Annotated in this window: 14 protein-coding genes; 4 read left to right on the top strand and 10 right to left on the bottom strand. The window is 70.4% G+C overall.

The genetic code is table 11. The features are described 5' to 3' along the window. Window positions 1-29: 29 nt before the first annotated feature. Together NR798_RS24775 and NR798_RS24770 are read right to left on the bottom strand one after the other, a co-directional pair. Window positions 30-1,586, bottom strand: coding sequence for a GMC family oxidoreductase N-terminal domain-containing protein (locus NR798_RS24775; RefSeq protein ID WP_375764954.1), 1,557 nt, complete (start codon window positions 1,584-1,586; stop codon window positions 30-32). Between the two features lie 9 nt (window positions 1,587-1,595). Continuing rightward, window positions 1,596-3,887, bottom strand: a complete 2,292-nt coding sequence (locus NR798_RS24770) for a GMC oxidoreductase (protein ID WP_375764953.1) — start codon at window positions 3,885-3,887, stop codon at window positions 1,596-1,598. A 341-nt stretch (window positions 3,888-4,228) separates the two neighbouring features. On the opposite strand from NR798_RS24770, the gene NR798_RS24765 reads away from it, so the two are divergent. After that, complete coding sequence (locus NR798_RS24765; protein ID WP_375764952.1) at window positions 4,229-5,563, top strand: cytochrome P450; 1,335 nt, start codon at window positions 4,229-4,231, stop codon at window positions 5,561-5,563. A gap of 60 nt (window positions 5,564-5,623) precedes the next feature. On the opposite strand, the gene NR798_RS24760 is transcribed toward NR798_RS24765, so the two are convergent. The 4 genes from NR798_RS24760 to NR798_RS24745 form a co-directional block, all read right to left on the bottom strand. Next, window positions 5,624-6,808 carry a hypothetical protein gene (locus NR798_RS24760; protein ID WP_375764951.1) on the bottom strand — a complete coding sequence of 395 codons (1,185 nt, stop codon included), beginning with the start codon at window positions 6,806-6,808 and terminating at the stop codon, window positions 5,624-5,626. Window positions 6,809-6,811: 3 nt separating this feature from the next. Beyond that, window positions 6,812-8,125 (bottom strand): hypothetical protein, encoded by a 1,314-nt coding sequence (locus tag NR798_RS24755; RefSeq protein WP_375764950.1) that lies wholly within the window; start codon window positions 8,123-8,125, stop codon window positions 6,812-6,814. 87 nt (window positions 8,126-8,212) lie between these two features. Next, a complete protein-coding gene (locus NR798_RS24750; RefSeq protein ID WP_375764949.1) occupies window positions 8,213-9,529 on the bottom strand; it encodes a hypothetical protein in 1,317 nt (438 codons plus the stop codon). Between the two features lie 106 nt (window positions 9,530-9,635). Continuing rightward, entirely contained in the window at window positions 9,636-10,259 is a 624-nt protein-coding gene (locus tag NR798_RS24745; RefSeq protein ID WP_375764948.1) for a TetR/AcrR family transcriptional regulator, read from the bottom strand. An 85-nt stretch (window positions 10,260-10,344) separates the two neighbouring features. On the opposite strand from NR798_RS24745, the gene NR798_RS24740 reads away from it, so the two are divergent. Further along, entirely contained in the window at window positions 10,345-10,785 is a 441-nt protein-coding gene (locus NR798_RS24740; RefSeq protein WP_375764947.1) for a hypothetical protein, read from the top strand. 3 nt (window positions 10,786-10,788) lie between these two features. On the opposite strand, the gene NR798_RS24735 is transcribed toward NR798_RS24740, so the two are convergent. Next, the gene (locus NR798_RS24735; protein ID WP_375764946.1) at window positions 10,789-10,926 is read right to left on the bottom strand and encodes a hypothetical protein; all 138 of its coding nucleotides are present in this window, start codon (window positions 10,924-10,926) and stop codon (window positions 10,789-10,791) included. Between the two features lie 88 nt (window positions 10,927-11,014). Between NR798_RS24735 and NR798_RS24730 the strand changes: the two genes are divergently transcribed. Next, the gene (locus tag NR798_RS24730; RefSeq protein ID WP_375764945.1) at window positions 11,015-11,722 is read left to right on the top strand and encodes a glutamine amidotransferase; all 708 of its coding nucleotides are present in this window, start codon (window positions 11,015-11,017) and stop codon (window positions 11,720-11,722) included. A gap of 12 nt (window positions 11,723-11,734) precedes the next feature. On the opposite strand, the gene nth is transcribed toward NR798_RS24730, so the two are convergent. Both nth and NR798_RS24720 read right to left on the bottom strand, forming a co-directional pair. Further along, the gene (gene nth, locus NR798_RS24725) at window positions 11,735-12,376 is read right to left on the bottom strand and encodes an endonuclease III (RefSeq protein WP_375764944.1); all 642 of its coding nucleotides are present in this window, start codon (window positions 12,374-12,376) and stop codon (window positions 11,735-11,737) included. A 93-nt stretch (window positions 12,377-12,469) separates the two neighbouring features. Then, window positions 12,470-14,689 (bottom strand): site-specific recombinase, encoded by a 2,220-nt coding sequence (locus tag NR798_RS24720; protein WP_375764943.1) that lies wholly within the window; start codon window positions 14,687-14,689, stop codon window positions 12,470-12,472. A 394-nt stretch (window positions 14,690-15,083) separates the two neighbouring features. On the opposite strand from NR798_RS24720, the gene NR798_RS24715 reads away from it, so the two are divergent. Further along, window positions 15,084-15,683 (top strand): DUF2378 family protein, encoded by a 600-nt coding sequence (locus NR798_RS24715; protein ID WP_375764942.1) that lies wholly within the window; start codon window positions 15,084-15,086, stop codon window positions 15,681-15,683. On the opposite strand, the gene NR798_RS24710 is transcribed toward NR798_RS24715, so the two are convergent. Next, entirely contained in the window at window positions 15,662-18,916 is a 3,255-nt protein-coding gene (locus tag NR798_RS24710) for a PAS domain S-box protein (protein ID WP_375764941.1), read from the bottom strand. The genes NR798_RS24715 and NR798_RS24710 overlap by 22 nt on opposite strands. Window positions 18,917-19,120 lie beyond the last annotated feature (204 nt).

Here is a 19,120-nt window from a genome sequence, read left to right as displayed (position 1 = left end):
CGGCCCCTTCAGGGGCCGCCCGGGTTGTCTCAGAAGCTGCGCGCCGCGGCCTCGGCGATGCGCTCGGACACCGCGCTGATGGTCATCACCGGGTGGAAGCCGATGGAGCTGGGAATCACCGAGCCGTCCGCCACGTAGAGGCCGGGGTACTGGAACACCTCGCCCTGGGTGGACACCACGCCGCGCTCGGGGGAGTCGGCCAGGTGCGCGCCGCCCAGCGAGTGCACCGTGAGGGGCTTCTTGAAGAGCTGCCAGGTGACGAGCGGCGCGTAGGTGCCGCCGTACTGCGAGGCCAGCTCCTGCATGGCCACCGTCATGCGATCGACGAGGGCCTTGTTCTCCCCGGCGTAGTCCCACTCGATGTCCAGCTTGCCGCCCTTGAGCACCATGTGCCCGTTGGCGTTGTCCCGGCCGATGCCGAAGAGGTTCGTCGTGCGCGCCGGGTCCGCCTTGGTGCGGCCCGGCTTGCTGAGCAGCCCCTTGCGGAAGGCCAGGTCGAGCGCCGGCCCCAGCAGGGGCCACAGCGGTGCGCCCAGGCCCTGGAAGGGAGCGCCGATGTTCGGCTGCCCCAGGCCCGTGAGCACCTCCATGACGGGCTTGTTGAAGGTGGGGGCCGCCATGGTGAAGGAGGGCTCGGCGTCGAAGAAGCGCATCACCGTGGAGACGTCCGGACCCGCCCAGGGCTCCAGGTCCTCCCGGCTGTTGAACACCGAGCCCAGGAAGTCACCGTTGCCCGAGTAGCCATGGCCCAACCGCGCGCTCAGCTTGGGCAGGGTGCGCGTCTTGTCGCGGCTGCGCAGGAGGATCTCCACCGTGCCCAGCGTTCCGGCGGACAGCACCACGCGGGCCCCCTCCACCGAGCGCTTCTCCCCGGTGGCCAGGTCCTCGAAGTGCACCCGGTAGCCACCGCCCTGCGCCGGCTCCACGTGGGACACCTGCAGGCGCGGCCACACCGTGGCTCCGAGCGCCTCGGCCCGGGCCAGGTACGTCTGATCCATCGTCTGCTTGGAGCCGTACTGGCAGCCGAACTCGCACTCCGCGCACAGCTGGCACGGCTTGCGGCCCGGGCCGGGCGACTCCGTCCACGCCACGGCCTCGGGCGGATCGAACACCTCCCGGCCCATGCGCGCGGCGGCGGCGCGCAGCGCGTTGCGCTTGCGCAGGTTGATCGACTCGGGCATCGGCGTTAGCTTCAGCTCGCTGGCCACCTTGTCGTAATAGGGCTCCAGCGCGGCGCGGTTGTAGCTCCTGGGCCAGCGCGGATCCTCGAAGACGACGGCGTCCGGCCGCACGTGGATGTTGGCGTAGATGAGCGAGCCACCGCCCACGCCGCTGGCCACCGCCGTGCCGATGCCGGAGAGGAACCGCAGATCGTACAGGCCCTGGGCCTGCTCACGCGAGGCGCGGCGCCAGAGCAGCTCGTTGGTGCGCGTCACGTCCCGGGGGAACTGCCCGGGGGTGTAGCGCCGGCCGCGCTCGAGCACGGCCACCGACTTGCCGGCCTGTGCCAGCCTCAGGGCGGAGATGGAGCCTCCAAAGCCAGAGCCCACCACCACCACGTCATACCGGTTCGCCATCGCAGCCATGTGTCTCTCCTAGTTTTCCAGACGCGGGCGGACGAAGACGTCCCAGAGCGTGCCCATGAACATGGAGCCGAAACGCCAGTACGCGTCCGCCTTCGCCTGCGTTGAAGTGGTACCGAGCACCTCGAAGGTGGTGAGCTGCTCGGCGAAATCCTTCTTGTTCAGGCGGATGATGCCGCTGGACACCACCGGCCCGTTCTTGTCCTTGCCCCGGCGGATGACGGTGTAGAGGGTCGCCGTGGCGCCCCACACGTCGAAGTCGCCCCGGTCCTTCACTTCCTTGTACCCGTCGAGCAGGTAGGGCTGGCCGTCCTTGCCGATGAAGGGCAGCAGGTAGATCATCCGCCGCTCGTAGAAGCTGTCGGTGTCCACGAAGAGGTTGAAGACGCCGCTCTCCACCTTGGCGCCCTCGGGCGGGGTGAGGCCGGCGACGTGGACGGTGCCCTGGGCGATGCCACCGTGAGCCGGCTCGGCGAGGAAGCGATCCAGGTTGGCCAGGGTGATGGTGACGGTGAACTCGGCCACGGTGTTGGCTTGCTGGCCCGCCTTCTCCGCGCCCGCGAAGTCCTCGGCGGGCGCGTGGCCCAGGGCGTGGAAGCCCGTCATCCGCTCGGTGAAGCGCATGCCCACCACCGGGCTGGTGGAGGCCACCGTGCCTCCCACCGGGATCGTCACCTTGCCGACCTGGTCCTCGCGGGGCGTCGCGAGGGCCCGCTCCGGCGCCTTCCAGTCCGGGTTGCCGAGCAAGCCGCGGATGGCCTTCTCCACGTTGCGCTCGGCCACGGCGGCGATGGTGGACGCGGGGTTGACGCCGGTGCTGGAGGGCAGGGCGGAGCCGTCCAGCACGTACAGCCCGGGGTAGCCGTGCACCTCACCGTCCGGGTTGGTGACGCCGTAGGCCTCCTCCTCGGCCATGACGCAGCCGCCGAGGTTGTGCACGGACACGGGCACGTGCAGCCGCTCCCACAGCGGGTTGTAGGCCACCTGCGCGCCCAGGGCCTTGGCGATGTCCTGGCACAGCTGCTCCTGCGTGCGGTACAGCGGCAGGTTGGAGGGCACGTCCCACTTCGCCTGCAGCTCGCGCGTGAGGGGCACCAGCTCCAGCCGCCCGTTGGCCTTGTCCCGGCCCATGGCCAGGAACACCGACTGGAAGCGCCCGCGCTCGCCGTCGATGGAGGACAGCTCCTTCGCACGCTGGCGGAACACCTTCACCAGCTCCTGCTGCATCAGATCCGTGGGGATGCGGGCCAGGCTCTGGGCCGGGTTGAGCAGCTGGAGGAGCCCCGCCACCTGCGTGGGGTGTCCGCCCTCCTGGAAGAGGAACCACCGCTTGCCGGGCGCCTGGCCCTCGTCCACCACGATGCTGGTGGTTATGGTGGGGCCCACCGCGGGATCCCACGGCTCGCGCGTGTCGAAGGCGAAGGCGAGCAGATCCCCGTTGGCCGAGTAGCGGTAGCCCAGCGTGTCACTGAGCTCGGGCAGCGTGCCCAGGTCGTCCCGGCAGCGCAGCAGCAGCTCGGTGGTGTTCACCGCGCCCGCGCACAGGAAGACGCGCCGCGCATCCACCGTGCGCTCCACTCCGTCCGCGGCGTGGTCCTTGTAGGTGACGCGGTAGCCCGGCGAGAGCGGCTCGATGTTGATGGCCTCGGCCTGGGTGGTCACCTCGGCGCCGCGCTGCTCGGCGACGGCCAGGTAGTTGAGATCCAGCGTGTTCTTCGCCCGGACGTTGCAGCCGATGTCGCACTCGCCGCAGTAGTTGCAGCCCTCCTGCGCCACGCCGAACTTGTTGGGCATGGGCTCGCCGGCGGGGGCGAAGCGCACGGCCAGGTCCGGGTGGAAGAACTGCGCCTCGCGCCCGAGCTTCCGAGCCACCTCTTGCATGCGCTTCGTCTTGGTGGGCAGCCCCCGCGCGGACGCGGTGATGGGCTGCACGTCCAGCATGTACGCCACGAGATCGTAGTACGGATCCAACATCGTCCGGCCGTAGCCCTCGGGCCAGCCGTTGGCGAAGGTCTCCGCGGGCGGCCGCAGGTGCACGTTGGCGTAGATGAGCGAGCCGCCGCCGTAGCCGGCCGACTGCACCACGCTCATGCCCGACAGGAGCTTCACGTCGAGCAGGCCCTGCTTGTGCCTCCACAGCCAGCCGTTGAGCGGATTGTCCCAGTCGCGCGGAAAGCCCCCCTTGGGGTAGCGCCGGCCGCGCTCCAGCACGCGCACCGACAGGCCCGCCTGCGCCAGACGGCAGGCCGCTACCGCACCCCCAAAGCCGGTGCCGATGACCAGGGCATCGTACGTCTCGGTCATGTGTACCCCCCTGTGGAGCCGACTCTCTCCGCGAGAGTCTGGGTGGAAGTCAGGGCTCCCGAAGCGTTCGGACCTTAACACAGTGCGGCGCGTTCGTGTGCGCGGATCCATGCGTGGATCAGGCAGGAGAGCGGCCTGGCGTTCATGGCCTCTCTACCTGGCAGGTCTCCTGCTCTCTTCAGAACCCCCGGGCCTCACGACGCCGCGAACCACCGCCGAGGTCAGCCAGGCGGGAGTGCCGCGCGGAGGGCGGTCCGCGTCCACCCGCGGATGACGCTCACGCTGGCGCTCTGAGCCCGGGTCTGTCCTCCGCCCCTCGCTCCATGGCATAGGACGTGCCCATGGAAACGCCAGCCGCCGATATCTCCCACCTGCCGCTGCCTCCCGGGAGCTCGGGGCTCCCGCTGCTGGGCGAGACGCTTTCCTTCATCCAGGACACCGGGAAGTTCCTCGCGGATCGCCGCCGCCTCCACGGGGAGGTCTTCCGCTCCCATGTGCTGGGCGATCCCATCGTCTTCCTGCTCGGTCCCGAGGCCAACCGGTGGATCTTCGCCGGCGAGAACAAGTACCTGCGCAACCGCTGGCACCTGAGCGCCCGCAAGCTGCTGGGCAAGCAGTCCGTTGCCATGCTCAACGGCGGCGCCCACCTGGATCGCCGCCGCCTGCTCGCGCCGCACTTCACCTACGCCGCCATGCGCCACTTCGTGCCGCGCATCGAGGCCCTCGTCCATCGGCACTGCGAGCAGTGGCTCTCGGGGACACAGCCGTTCAAGGCCGTGGACGCCGTGCGCGCCCTCGTGTTCGAGGTGGCCATCGTCCTCATGATGGGCGAGAGCCCGGTGGACGCGGCCTACATGAGCCGTCTGTTCAAGAAATGGGCAGCGGGCCTCTTCGCCGCCGTGCCGCTGGACCTTCCCTTCACGACCTTCGCCCGGGGCGTCGCCGCCGAGAAGGAGATGCGCGCGTACCTCGAGCCGATGGTGGTCGAGCGCGAGAAGCTGGCCGAGCAGCCCCCCGACACCCTCGGCTCGCTGCTCTCGGCGCGGGACGAGCAGGGCCGGCCGCTGCCTCGCGAGGCCGTCCTCGACGAGCTTCAACTCCTGCTCTTCGCCGGCCATGACACCACGGTGACGGCCACCTCCAACCTGATGATGCTCCTGGCACAACACCCGGAGGTGCTGGAGCGGTGCCTGCGGGAGCAGCAGGAACTGGCGGGGCAGGGGCCGCTGACGTTGGAGACGCTCCGGGCCATGCCCTACCTGCACCAGGTCATCCAGGAGGTGATGCGCGTCATCCCGCCCATCGCGGGCGCCTTCCGGGTGACGACGCAGGACGTGGCCTACGGTGGCTATCGCATCCCCAAGGGCTGGCAGGTGTCGCTGAGCATCCGCGCCTCGCACCAGAGCGCCCCGTGGACGTCCCCCGAGCGCTTCGATCCGGAGCGCATGGGCCCCGAGCGCTGCGAGCAGAAGCCGCAGGGGGCCTACATTCCCTTCGGTGGCGGCCCCCGGGTGTGCGTGGGGCAGCACTTCGCCATGGTGGAGATGGCCGTGGTCGCCGCCCTGCTGCTGCGCGGCTACCAGTGGGAGCTTGTCCCCGGACAGGACCTCAGCCCGATTCCCTTCCCCATTCCGCTCCCGCGCGATGGCCTCCTCGTGCGCTTCTCGCGGCGGTGAGCTCCGGGCAGGGGACCGCGAAGATTTCCCCTCTCCCGGAGGGAGAGGGAGCATCGAACCTCACCGGAAGTAGCTCTGGGAGATGTCCACCGAGTAGCCCAGCTCCAGCGTGGGTGCGGAGGCCGCCACAAGGTACTGGCGGAAGTGGAGCACCTTGCCGGGCAGCGGCGTCTGCGTCTCCAGTCCGCCGTCCGCTCCCGTCTCCTCGTACTGCTCCATGCTGCCGCCCTCGCGCCGGTAGTTGAAGACGGCCGGGAAGTGCGCCCGCGCCCGCACCGTGGCCACCGGCCAGGACACCTTGGGCAGCGCCAGCTTCAGCCGGCCCGACAGGTGGAAGACGCCCAGGTCCCTCGCCAGCACCACCTCCAGCGAGGCCTCCGTCTCCCCGAACCGCGCCGGAGCCACCTTCAGCTTCAGCCGGCCGTCCTTCTCGCTGGGCACCTGCGGCACCGAGTCGAGCAGCACCCGCTCGAGGCGGTGGCCCTCGGGAAGCTCCAGCTCCAACTCCTGCTCGCGATCCAGCCGCAGCGCGTAGCGCACGCGCACCGAGGCCTTGCCCTCCAGCGTGGACACCCAGGAGGCGTGGGCCTCGGGGATGCTCGGCTCCAGCGGCGGACGCACCACCTGACGGGCCACCTTCGGCGCGACGGCCGTGCGCCAGCCGATCCGCAGCACGCCCTGCCGGGGGTACACGTCGGTGTCCTCGCCCCCGGAGGCCGCCGGCTCGGTCAGGGTGAAGGCCGAGGCATCCGCCTCCAGCCGCAGCGGTACCGGCGAGACCTGCGGCCCGAAGCGCAGCTGCGCCTGGCGATCAGCGCCGCTCCCCGCGGGCCGGAGCGCGAGACTGACGTCGAAGCTGTAGCGGCCGGGCTCACGCGTCACCAGGCTGAGATGATCCTCCAGCGCGCCCACCGTGGCGTCCTCCAGCGAGGGGATCGCCGTGAGGTATGTGTCCGCGTCGAGCCGCAGCAGCCGCACCTGCGTCCAGCGCCCGCTGGCGAGCACCTGCACCTCGAAGTGCGCGTCCACCAGCAGCGCGTCCGCGGTGAGGCGTCCCTTGAGCTGGCTTTTCACCACCAGGGCGTCCGTGGGCGGCGCGGGCGGCGCCTGCTCCGGGCGCTGCTGCGCGTACAGCGGGAGCAGCTCCTCTAGGGGAATGGTCGCGGAGCCCGAGACCGTGGTGGCCGAAGGGGAACCCGCCGAAGCGGTCAGCAGCAATCCGAGTACGAGAGAAGAGGTCCACATGGTTCACCGCGCTTCCTGGGTGGCGGGGGTGAGCGGCGGCTCGCCGCCGGGAGGGAGATCCGAGAGCAGGGCCCGCACGCTCGCGCGGGTGGAGAGGGCCATCAGCCCGAGCAGCGCCGCGAGGATCTCCAGCGTGTAGATGAGGCCGGTGTAGCCCTGGAGGATGACGGCGGTGGTGGGCACCACGAGGGTGGCGCCCCAGGTGCCCGCCAGGAGGGCGGTCCGCTCCTTGGGGAAGAGGCGCTTGCCGTAGACGACCACCGCCGCGCCGAGGCCGAGGGTGGCCAGTCCATAGGCCACGTAGAAGTTCATGAAGGCCGCGAGGTAGGCGAGCAGCACGAAGAAGAAGCCGTAGGCGGCGGCCAGGAGGTAGGACTCGTAGAAGGCGAGCGGCCTGCGGTGGCGGATGCTGAAGGCGGCCAGCAGCGCCATGAGGGCGATGAAGGGCACCCAGGCGCGGCCCGCCATGGTGGCCACGACGACATCGTACGCTTCCACCGAGGGGAGGATGACGCCGAGGTTCACGCCCGACTCGAGCGACTGGAAGCCCCAGTCGAGCGCCACCGTGCCGCGCCCGGTCTCCACCTGGGTGGCCGAGAGCACCTGGGGCGGATAGTCGAAGTTCTCGCCCCCCTCGACGGCGAGGTGCAGCCGCACGTCACGGGCCGGCAGGGCGGGATCCAGCTTGTAGATGAAGGAGTCGAGACCCCGGGCGCGGTAGCGGATGGAGAAGGTGCTGGTGGCCCCCTGGGGGATGCGGCCCGTCCAGACGAGCCGGTTGCCGGACTCGCCGAGGTCCAGGTCCGACTCGGCGCCATTGACGAGGAACTGCAGCTCCGAGAGGAGCACCTGGGACTTGTCCACCTCGATGGGGAAGATGAAGGCCACGTCGATGTCGTGGCCCTCGCGGTTGACGACGGCGTAGTCGGCCGCGAGCGTGAAGTCGAAGCCGGAGAAGTAGCGCAGGCCCCGCTTGCGGTAGTTCATCCGCGACTGCACCTGCACGTGCTGCTTGTCGAAGGGCAGGGGCTTGAGCTCGGTGAAGATGGTGCCGCTCTGCACGTAGCGCAGCGAGGGCGCCGGCTGGACGACGGGGGCGCCCCAGCGCTCCTCCACGTCCCGGGCCAGCTCCGAGCTGGCGAAGTCCGTCCTGTCCGCCACCTGGCCGGCGATGACCGCGGTGGCGAACACGACGATGAAGAGGCTGCCGAAGACGTGATGGCGCACGAGCCACCCGAAGGCCCGCCGGACCGGCGAGCCCGCCGGCAGGCGCGGTGGCGTGGGCGTGGGCGTGGGAGGAAGCGTGTCTGGGCTCATGGGGCCCAGAGTGGGGCAGGGAGGTGCAACGCGAATGGATGCGCGGTGCACCTCCCGGGGAATGTTCGTGCAGAATTCGTGCAGGGACTACGGCATGGTGAACAGACAGCGCGTCACGGGGATGATGATGTCCGCGAGCACGTAGAGGTAGTACGTCCTGCCGCTCACCAGCGCGTCGGGCCGGCCGGACGCCGGGAAGCGCTGCGACAGGCCGGAGGGAACGACGCCGTACCGCACCGTGCCGCTCGTGACGGGCGTGCCGTCCACCGGGACGTCGATGCGCCAGAGCGTGCCCTCGGGCAGATCCAGGTTCGGCGGCACCGTGGGCGACGTGGCGTCCGCCTCGAGCACGTACACGTAACGCGCCTTGCCACCCCGCCAGGTGAGCGTCCCATCGGCGGCGACGCCCTCTCCGCTCTCGCAGAGCGTGGGCCGGAAGAAGCGCTGCGCATCCAACGGGCCCCCGCCATACGTCTGATCGGCGAAGTCCTCGCGCTTGTAGCCCCGGTGGGAGAGCTCGCCCTCGAAGAAGTTCATCATCCGCACCGGATCCGTCGTGACGAAGATGGAGTCATGCGGGTTCTCGGGCCCCGCTCGCGAGAAGCCGTTGTTCTGCTCGCGCGGGTACGCACCGAAGCCCACCGTGTTGATCCACCCGGCGCCCATGGCCAGGCCCCTCGGGTTGAAGGAGTTGATGAAGTTGCCCGGGGACTCGACGAACCAGTTCGCCGGGCCCTGGGGCGCACGTGTCGAGTGGCAGCAGACGCAGGCCGTCGACTCGATCTGGGACCGCACCCAGGTGACCTCCGCGGCGTACGCCGGCTCCTGCATGCGCGCATCCGCCCGCTCCGCGTCCGGCGCGGGCGGCACCGGGTAGTAGGGGCGCTGCGTGCGCACGCGATCGCAGCTCGCGTAGTCCGTGAAGCTGCGGCCCGGCTCGGTGGCTCCGGAGATCATCTCCCACGTGCAGACCTTCCCTCCCGGCGACATCCCGGGCGGCTCGCCCTGCTTGGGCTCGACACAGTTGAGCACCGGCTGCTGGAACGTCGGCAGCCCCGTCCCTCCGCCGCTGTCCTCCACCTGCCCACCGCACACGGGCGCCGGGTCGAACACGCCACCACCGAACAGCTCACACCCGCGCTGCATGGAGCCGCACTTCTGCGCGTCCACTCCGGGGAAGCTGATGCGCGTCCACCGGTCATTCTCGCCCCCCAGGAAGCAGTAACCCAGCCGCTCCTCCAGGTTGCAGGCCGAGCCCAGCTCCGCCGTCGAGCCCTGGTCCTTGCAGTCCTCCACCGCGGCCTCGTCGGTCCACTCACCGACATAGTCGCGGCACTCCTCCATGCTGCTGAACTTGTTCGTGTACACGCAGTGGCCCACCACCTTCTCCGGGACGACGGGCACACCCCCTCCACCACACTGACACCCCGTGACGAGGCAAAGCAGGACCAGCACCGGCAAGAAACGCGGCGAATTCATTGCAACTCCCCTGTGGAATGACGTTTTGGAACTAGCTCTTCGCGTAGCCCTTCAAGAAGCCGTCCAGGTGCTGCTCGATGAAGCTCTCCAGGACGAGTGGACGGCAACGGCGGCCTTGCAGTTGGTGCTGATGGAAGAGCGCCAGCAGCACCGGAGACATCAGCGCGAGCGCGGCCACACGCGCATCCGGTACCGACAGCTCTCCGCGCGCATGGAAGATGATCAGCAGCTCCTCGACGGAGCTCAGCGTGGGCTCGAGGATGGAGGAGACGTAGATCTGCCCGAGCCCCGAGTCGGCCATGCCCTCGGCGAAGCCCGCGGCGTGCATGCCGCCCAGCGCTCCCGACCACGCGGCGGCGATCTGTCCGAGCAGTTGGGTGAAGGCCGCCCTCGCCGGCAGCTCCGCCAGGGACTTCGCCCAGGCCTGGCGCTCCTGTCCGAATTTCAGCAGGTATTCGAAGGCGGCCTGCACCACGCCCTGGCGATCGCCGAAGTAGTGCCTCAGTGTCCCAGGGTCGACTCCCGCGCCATCCGCGAGCACGCGCAGGCTCGGGTGCGAGCCTCCCGAAACGAGGATCTGCTGGGCCACGCTCTGCAGCAGCCGCGAGCGCGTCTCCTCATGATTCCGGTTGCGGGCTCCCGATATCCTTCCCATGCACGAGATAGATATTCGGTGTTTATTCCCAGCGCCAGCCTTTCGTGTAGGTTTATATCCTTCCTCGGTGAGGAGATTTATGCGGGTGCGGACGAGCGTCACCTTCAGGACGGAGCGCTTCAACACGACCGAGGTGCGTCCCCACTTCCTCAACCCGGGCTGCTTCGGGGAGGACTGTGCCGCCTGGCTCGCGGAGGCGCTCCGTGCGGCGGGGGCCGGCGAGGTGGCCGGGCCCTGGCAGGAAGACTGGGGCTGGCAACTGCGCGTCACCACGCCCCGGGCCAGCGCCCTCGTGAGCGTCGGGCTCATCCCGGAGGCGGCGCCGGAATGGCACATCATGGTCGACGAGCGCCAACCGCTCCTCGCACGGCTCCTGGGAGGGCGGCCCGAGAGCATGCTGCCCGCGCTCGTGCGCGCCGTCGATGGCGCGCTCAGGTCGGCGGCGGATGTTCACGGCGTCCGCTGGCACCTCCGGAGCGAGTTCGATCGCGGCCGCTCCGAAGGCACGCCCGGCCCCTTCGACTGAGCCTCACTTCTTCCCGGCCGAGCTCCCGCCCGGCTTCGCCGCCTCGAGGGTGAACCGGCCCGCCTTCTTGTCCCACTTCAGCTCCCGGGCGACCTCGCCGGTGGGGCAGGCCGTCGCATGGCCTGCCTCCATTATCGGCATGTGGAAGGGGAACGCTCCATGAGAACGGAGTGTCTCGGGCCTGGCCGGGGCGGGTAGTCTGCACGCGGACTCCCATCCAGGAGGCGCCATGCGCGCGGTGGTGATGCAGCACGAGGAGCACGAGGGGCCGGGGTTGCTCGGTCCGGCGCTGGAGGCGGCGGGCTTCACGCTGGTGAAGCGCTTCCGCACCGTCAAGCGCGAGGACCTGAACGCGGAGCTGGTGGTGGTGCTGGGCGGCCCCATGGGCGTCTACGAGGCGGAGCGCCATCCCTTCCTCGGCGAGGAGCTGGCGCTGGTCACCGAGCGGCTCGCCCTCGGGCGCCCGGTGCTGGGCCTGTGCCTGGGCGCGCAGCTGCTGGCGGCCGCGGCCGGCTCCGAGGTCTTCGTCGGAAAGAACGGCCTCGAGGTGGGCGTCGGCCCGGTGCGCTGGACGAAGGAGGGCCTGGCCGATCCCGTGCTCGCCGGCGTGCGCCCACGCACCCTCGTGGCCCACTGGCACCAGGACACCTTCAAGGCCGTGCCCGGCGCCACGCTCCTGGCCTCCACGGATCGCTACTCCCAGCAGGCCTTCCGGCTCGGCGACTCGTTCGGCTTCCAGTTCCACCTGGAGCTCACCGCGGACGAGCTCGACCGGTGGTTCACCCATGGCGCCGAGGAGCTGGTCGAGCTGCACGAGAAGAACCTCGACGAGCTGCGCTCCCAGCTCCCCAAGCTCCGCTCGGCCGAGGCCGAGAACCGGGAGCTGCTCGAGCGGCTCGCCCACCACTTCGCCCGGGTGGCTCGCGCCGCCAGGTGAACACCGGGCGCCCTACTTCTCCTCGACACCGAGCTTCGGGCAGATGTCGCTCATGGGGCAGGCCTCGCACCTGGGCTTGCGCGCCGTGCAGGTGTAGCGGCCGTGCAGCACGGTCGCGGGCCCGAAGAAGGTCCACTGGTCCTGCGGGACGAGCTTCATCAGCTCCTTCTCGATCTCCTCGGGCTTCTCCTTCTTGGAGAGCCCCATGCGCTGGCTGACGCGGGCCACGTGGGTGTCGACGATGACGCCCGAGGGGAGGTTGAAGGCGGTGTTGAGCACGACGTTGGCCGTCTTGCGGGCCACGCCGGGCAGGGTGATCAGCTCGTCGATCGTCTTGGGCACCTCGCCGCCGAAGCTCGCGAGCAGCTCGCGGCTCATGGCCTGCACGGACTTCGTCTTCTGCTTGAAGAAGCCGGTGGGCTTGAGGTCCTCCTCGAGCGCGGCGGTGTCGGCCTCGGCGAAGGACTGGGGGCCGGGGTACTTCTTGAAGAGGGTCGCGGTCACCCGGTTGACGCGCTCGTCCGTGCACTGCGCGGCCAGGATGGTGGCGACGAGCAGCTCGAACGGGGTGTTCCAGTTGAGCTCGTAGCGGGCACCCGGGTGGGCCTCATGAAGGCGGGCGAGGAGGGTCTTGGCGGTCTGGGCGGCGGTCATTGGGGCGTTCGGGGAGAGGCAACGGAGACGCAGTGTACCGGGCGGGACCGACACGGAAAGTCCAGGAATGGGACGGCCCAGGCCCGGGCGATTTCACCTGCTGGGACCGTGAAGACTGGAGGGGGTCCGGAGGCCGTCCCCGTGACGGGTGGCAGCGCGCGGGCGTGCCGCGGACCGCACCCCGTAGCGTGACGCGGGCGGGTGGGCCGGCAGCAGGGTGACGGGAGGGAGGACGAAGGCGGACAGGGAGCGGAGGCCGCCCGCGAGCACCGCGCACGCCAGGCGCAGGAAGCCCACCGGCTCCAGGCCCCGGGCCCGCACCGCCGCGGAGAGCCCCAGCGAGAAGCTCACGGCGAGGTTGATGACGCCCACGCAGAGGAGCCCCACCACCGCCCAGAGGAACTCCGGCTCCACCAGCCGCTCGGGCCCCAGCGCCGAGCCGGCGAAGGCAAGGGTGCCGGCACTGAGGGTGACGTGCCGCACGTCCATGGACAGGCCGAAGAAGCGGCACACCGCGGGCGTCATGCCCAGCAGCAGGCCGAGGCTGACATTGGCGCCCAGGCCGCACGCGTGACGCGCGAGGGCCTCGCCCAGCCACTTCGCCCGGGCCTCACCGAGCAGACAGCGCAGGCCGGGGTGACGCGCGAGCGCCTCGGGCAGGCGTTGGTAGGCCACCCAGTTCTCCAGCCAGCCGCCGAAGACACTCGAGCACCACAGCAGCACGCCGGTGAGGGCGGCGAAGAGGAGGGTGCCGCTCTCGAGCGGGTGGAGCGAGCGCACCACGTACTCTGCCTCCTTGGCCTCCAGCAGCGGCCGGCCCCAGAGCGCCTGGAGGACGAGGCTCACGAAGGTGACGGTGGCCACCACCGCGCCGAGGTTGCCGAAGACCGAGGCCAGCTGGGAGCGGGTGATGCAGGCCAGTTGCTGCACCAGGCTGTGCATGCCCTTGTCGCCGGCCTTCACGTCCAGCGAGGCCGCCAGGGCCGCGGCCGTCATGGAGGGCTGTTTGGTGGCGAGGGTGAAGCCGAGCAGCTGGATGAGCAGGAAGCACAGGGCGTAGTTGGCGGCGGACGCCAGCCCCTCGAAGAAGAGCGGGAGCGCCGCGAAGGTGATGGTGAGCTTGAGCGCCGCAGTGCCCGCCGTGAGCAGCCCTCCGCCCGCCGCCGCGCTCACCATCTGGTGGTACTCGTCCTGGGTGGTGGTGATGTAGTGGCGGCCCACCTCGCCGGTGTGCTCGAAGATGCGCCGGGAGATGCATTGCACGCTGCTGTGGAAGAGCGCCGCCACGCTGCGCTCGCGCGCGTGTGTATCCACCAGGGACGAGAGCAGCCGGAGCGCGGCGCCGGGGGTGGCGCGGGCGCGGTCCGGGGCGAGCAGCCACAGCAGCGACTCCAGCCGATCCAGCGCGTGGCCGAGCTGCTCGAGCCGGTAGACGAGATCCGTCCCCACCGCGTGTGCATCCATGTGGCGCAGCACCTCCTGCGCGGCGGCGCGGCAACCGGCGATGGCCTCGGCGCAGGCCTCGCGTCTCCGATCCACCGCGGCCCCCTGCGCGCCCGCCTGCACTTCCACCCGCAGCGCCTCACATGCGCGCGGCAGACGGACGAAGGGGGATTGCTTGAGCGGCCCCGGAGGCAACCGCGCGAGCACGTCACTCGCCAGGCCGAGGGCACTCGCGCGCGCGGCGAGCACGAGCACGGCGTCCTCCACCGCCTCCGTCAGCGGAGCGAAGGACGGCGCTCGCAGCAGGGCACAGAGGGCCACCACCAGTTCCTCGGACAGCTCGTCCAGGAAGGCCTGACCCTCCTTGCCGGGGAAGAGGCGCCACACCCACTGCGCCAGCTCCCGCTCGTCTGGCGCGGGGGGCACGAGCCGTTGTCCGAGCCGCGCCACGGCATCTCCCAGGAGGCCGCGTCCGGCGGACAGGCCCGGCTCGGTGAACAACCTCAGCGCGGACGTCTCGGCGAGCACGGAGGCGAGCACAGTGCGCAAGGCCTCGCACCACGCGGGCGCCTCGCCGAGCACCTCCACCAGCAGCCGCAGGCGCGCCGAGCCCGGGGACTCCACCGGTGCCAGCCGCCCGCGCCGCGACGGTGTGGCGCCAGGGGCCTGGAGCCAATGGGCCAGCTCCTCCAGCCATGCCATCCGGGCCGCGAGCGGCGCCCGGGGCCGGGCCGACGTCAGCAGCGCATGCAGCTCGCGCAACCTCTGCTCGGCCGCGGGGGCCGTCGGGTAGCAGGTGAGCAGTTGTTCCAGGGAGGGCGAGAAGAGGACGGGCTCTGGGCGCAGGGCGGGAACGGGGCTGGCGAGCATGGGTGCCAGAAAGTTTGTCCTCAAATCAACAAAACGGGAAACGGGAGGGGACGGGCCTGCCTGCTCTCCGGACGGGTCAGTGCCTGGTGCACGTACCGGCTTCCCGAGCCGTCCGAGAGTGAGCCGTGAGTCCGCGACGTCCGCCGCGAGGTACCGGCGGCAATTCGTTGCCCGTGAACTGTGATTGTCGCTCCACCCGGCACGAGCGCTTCAATTCCTTCCATCGCTCTGGTGGGCGCTCTACATCGCTGTAGCGCGGCCGAGAAATCCAGGAATCCCGGAGGCGGGGAGGGGTGGTGGTGGGTCCTGAGCGGGTCTGAGGACGCGATAGGTGGTCAAGGCGCCGTTTTGCGCTCTAATAGCGGCTGCCGGACAAGTTCCTGGAGTACCCACCGTGCCCTTGCCCACTTCCGCCATTCCGTCTCCTGGACTGGAACATCTGCTCTCGCTGGCCACCCCCGCGGATACCGCCCGCGGCATGTTCTTCAACGGCCTGTTCGATGCGACGCGCTCGCTCGGGGGCGAGGAGGCCCGCTTGAAGTGCGTCGCGGCCGCCGGTGAGCGGAAGTACGTCGACTTCCGCAGCTACCCGGTGGCCGACCTCCTCAAGGCCATCTACACCGCCGCCGACGTGCTCGGCCCGAAGCTGGGCGGCAGGGATGCCGTCCTGCACCGGCTCGGGCGGCGGGCCACCGACGACTTCCTCCACTCCACCGTGGGCAAGACGATGGTGGCGCTCGCCGGCAACGAGCCCCACCGGCTGCTCTCCGCCTTCCCCAACGCCTGCCGGGCCGCGTTGAGCTATGGCGAGCGCACCATGGAGCGGCTCGGGGACAAGCACGTGCGGATGGTGGCGCGCCGGGACTTCCTCCCCATGCTCTACATCGAGGGCACCCTCACCGCCGTGGTGGAGCGCTCCGCCGTCCCGGGCGTCATGGTGCGCGGCCACCGCCTGTCCCCGCTCGACGTGGACTACGACATCAGCTGGTCCTGATCCGCCACGCGCCGCGGCAGGCGCACGGTGAAGGTGGTGCCGTCCTCCTCGGTGGAGCTCACGTCGATGGTGCCGCCGTGGCCCAGGACGATCTGCCGGGTGATGAAGAGGCCCAGCCCCAGGCTCCCCTGGCGCGCCCCGGCCTCCGGCCCCCGCTGGTAGGGCTCGAAGAGCCCCGGGAGCACCTCGGGGGAGATGGGGTTGCCTTCGTTGTGCACTTCGAGCAGGACGTCCTCGCCCTCACTCCGGGTGGACACCCGCACGGGCGTGTTGCGCGGGCTGTGCTGGAGCGCGTTGCCCACCAGGTTGGTGACGACCTGGGCCAGCCGATCCCCATCCCATTCGCCCCAGCCGTCTCCGTTGGCCTGGAAGGAGATGCGCCGCTCGGGCCAGGCCAGCCGCACTTCCGTCACCACCCGCCGCACATGCTCGTGGAGGTTGAGCGGCTCGCGGTGCACGGGGATGCCCCGCATGCGCGCCTGGTTGAAGTCGAGCAGATCCCGGATCATCCGGCTGGCCCGGTCCGCCGAGCCGTGGATGCGCTGGGCCGCCTTCGTGGTGCGCTCGTCCACGTCCTCGCGCTTGAGCAGCGTGGTGGCGGATAGGGCGATGGCGTTGAGGGGCGTGCGCAAGTCATGGCTGACGATGGCCACCAGATCCTCGCGCTCCTGGATGGCCGCCTGGGCCTCCTGGTAGAGCCGCGCGTTGTCGAGCGCCATGGCCGCGCGATCGGCCACCCCGCGGGCCACCTCCAGGTCCGTGGAGGTGCACGTGGGGCGGTAGCGGTTCCACGCGAAGGAGATGATGCCGAGCTTGCGATCCCTCGCCACCAGGGGCACGAGGATGACGGACTTGAGGGCGAGCGCCTCCAGCAGGGCCCGGTGCTCCTCGTTGCGGGCGATGGTGTCCAGCCACTCGGGGGTGACGTCCGGCTCGGCCAGGGGCACGCCGGTGTTCAACAGCTGGAGCATGACGCCCCCGTTGCCCAGGTGGGGCGGGTACATCATCGAGTGGTGCAGCAGCGCCTGCCGATCCGCGTCCCGGGCCGTCAGCTCCAGCCGGTGCAGCTGTCCGTCCTCGCCGAGCAGATCCACCATGCAGTAGTCCGCCAGGTGTGACACCACGAGCGAGGCGAGGCTCTTCAGGGTGGTGTGGACGTCGAGTGACTGGGAGAGCAGGGTGCCCACCTCGACGAAGAGGGCCTGGGCCTCCTCGGCGCGCTTGCGCGCGGTGATGTCGCGCACGAGGCAGGTGAAGAAGCGCCCCTGGGGAAGCAGCGTCTCGCTGGCGGAGAGCTCCAGGGGGAAGACGCTCCCGTCCTTGCGCCGGCCGTACACCTCGCGCCCGATGCCGATGAGCTTGCGCACCCCCGGGCCGATGTTCCGGCGCTGCTGGGGCTCGGGCACCAGGTAGCGCATCTCCCGGCCGAGCAGCTCCTCGGGCGCGTAGCCGAAGATGCGCACCGTGGCCGGGTTGACGCTCTGGATGGTGCCCTGCTCGTCGATTGTGATGATGCCGTCCACCGCCGTCTCCAGGATGGCCTCGAGCCGCCGCGTCGTCGCGCGCAGCACCTCCTCGGCCTGCCGCCGCGCGGAGATGTCACGGGTGATCTTCGCGAACCCGCGCAGGCCGCCCCGCTCGTCGCGCAGGGCGCTGATGAGGACGTCCGCCCAGAAGCGGGTGCCGTCCTTGCGCACCAGCAGGGCCTCCGTGCGGTACTGCCCCTCGGAGGCGGCGATGCGCAGCGCCTCCTCGGGCACCCCGGCCATGACGTCCCCGGGCAGGTAGAAGAGGGAGATGGGGTGGCCGAGCACCTCTTCCGCCTTCCAACCCTTGATGCGCTCGGCGCCCGGATTCCAGCTGGCCACCCGGCCCTCGGGATCCAACATGAAGATGGCGTAGTCCTCCACGCCTTCCACCAGCAGGCGGAAGCGCTCCTCGGTGGCGCTCTCGGCGCGCTTGCGCTCGGTGATGTCCAGCACCGCGCTGGCCACGAGGAAGACCTCGCCGGCGCGGTTGCGCACCGGGGCGTGGTTGATGAGCCAGTGGTGGAGCTCTCCGCCCGTCGCGGGGGTGGTGCCAGTCACCTCCTGGCCGAGCACCGGCTGCCCCGTCTCCAGCACCTTCCGGCGCATGGGCGCGAGCTGGGAGGCCAGCCCGGGAAGGAGCTCCTTCACGCCCTGGCCGAGGATGTCCTCGATGGGGGCGCCGATGATGTCCGCCAGCATCTGGTTGACGCGCACGTAGCGCAGATCCCGGTCCATGAAGGACAGCCCCACCGGGGCGGTGGTGAGCAGGGTGTCCAGCAGGGCCAGGGCCTCTTCCGTCTTGTGGCGCTCGCGCACCAGCTCCGTTACCTCCACCGCGTGGACGAAGACGCCCTCCACCCGCCCATCCGCGCCCCGGTTGGGCGCGTAGACGAAGTTGAAGAAGCACTCCACCGGGGGGCCGCCGTCGCGGTACACCCAGACGCGCACCTCGTGGCCCACGGCGGGCTCGCCCGTGCGGTACACGTTGTCGAGCAGCACGCGGAAGCCCTGATCCTCCAGCTCCGGCAGGGCCTCGCGCAGGGGCTTGCCCAGGATGTCCCGCACGCCGATGGCCTGGTGGAGGCGGGAGTTGGCCAGGGTGAGGATGTGCTCGGGCCCTTGCAGCACGAAGATGAGCGCGGGCGCTTCCTGGAAGAGGGCGGCCAGGCGCTCGCGCTGGGCCTCGGACTCCTTCAGCAGCCGGGCGCGCGTGGTCTCGGCCTCCTGGTTCACGGTGAGCTCGTTCTGGCGCTGCTCCTCGTCACGCTGGAGGGTGTACGCGTCCACCGCCTCGGCGATGCCGGTGACGACGAAGGAGACCAGGCGCTGCACCTCGGTGAGGGAAGGGGACAGGCCCGCCTGTCTCGCCTGCTCGAGGATGCAGTCGTGCAGGACGCCATACTCCCGCACCACCGTGGGAAGATCGAAGCCCTGGCTCAGGCGCTCGCTCCCGTGCGCCCGCGCCTCGGTGCTCTGGTCCGGCACCGTGGCGTTCCCACTGTCTTCGGCCCGGCGGAGCACGGCGGCCAGCTCGCGGAGGTACTCCCCGAGGTGATCCTCCAGCGCGGACCGGGTCCGCGGACCTGGGGCCAGGCCTGCGTGCAGCCGCTCGACCCACTGTTGGGTGATGGTCTCTCGCCGGGAGTCCAGCAGGTCCGCCAGGGAAGCAGGCGGACTCGTGGACCGATGTGTCTCGAGGTTCACTCCGTATTTCCTCCCCCGGGCTGGAGACGAAAGTCCCATTGCTCTGAGACATCAGCAGCATGGGAAAGTAGTCCCCACCTGGCCAGGAAGCGCCTGGGCCCCTACGTACGACCCTGGGGTGAATGCCAGACACACGGGCGGTGCCCAGGGGTCGTCAGGCCGCCCGGTGGCCGCTCTCCAGAGCTTCGGGCATCAGCGGGGGCC

Origin of the sequence: Archangium gephyra, assembly GCF_042230915.1 — a bacterium.
Lineage (GTDB): Bacteria > Myxococcota > Myxococcia > Myxococcales > Myxococcaceae > Archangium > Archangium gephyra_B.
This window is presented reverse-complemented; position numbering and strand designations above follow the sequence as displayed.

What these genes read in the sequence shown, in the direction of transcription:
- NR798_RS24775 (WP_375764954.1), bottom strand. Translation starts at nt 1,586, where the DNA reads ATGGCTGCGATGGCGAACCGGTATGACGTGGTGGTGGTGGGCTCTGGC.
- NR798_RS24770 (WP_375764953.1), bottom strand. Translation starts at nt 3,887, where the DNA reads ATGACCGAGACGTACGATGCCCTGGTCATCGGCACCGGCTTTGGGGGT.
- NR798_RS24765 (WP_375764952.1), top strand. Translation starts at nt 4,229, where the DNA reads ATGGAAACGCCAGCCGCCGATATCTCCCACCTGCCGCTGCCTCCCGGG.
- NR798_RS24760 (WP_375764951.1), bottom strand. Translation starts at nt 6,808, where the DNA reads ATGTGGACCTCTTCTCTCGTACTCGGATTGCTGCTGACCGCTTCGGCG.
- NR798_RS24755 (WP_375764950.1), bottom strand. Translation starts at nt 8,125, where the DNA reads ATGAGCCCAGACACGCTTCCTCCCACGCCCACGCCCACGCCACCGCGC.
- NR798_RS24745 (WP_375764948.1), bottom strand. Translation starts at nt 10,259, where the DNA reads ATGGGAAGGATATCGGGAGCCCGCAACCGGAATCATGAGGAGACGCGC.
- NR798_RS24735 (WP_375764946.1), bottom strand. Translation starts at nt 10,926, where the DNA reads ATGCCGATAATGGAGGCAGGCCATGCGACGGCCTGCCCCACCGGCGAG.
- NR798_RS24730 (WP_375764945.1), top strand. Translation starts at nt 11,015, where the DNA reads ATGCGCGCGGTGGTGATGCAGCACGAGGAGCACGAGGGGCCGGGGTTG.
- nth (WP_375764944.1), bottom strand. Translation starts at nt 12,376, where the DNA reads ATGACCGCCGCCCAGACCGCCAAGACCCTCCTCGCCCGCCTTCATGAG.
- NR798_RS24720 (WP_375764943.1), bottom strand. Translation starts at nt 14,689, where the DNA reads ATGCTCGCCAGCCCCGTTCCCGCCCTGCGCCCAGAGCCCGTCCTCTTC.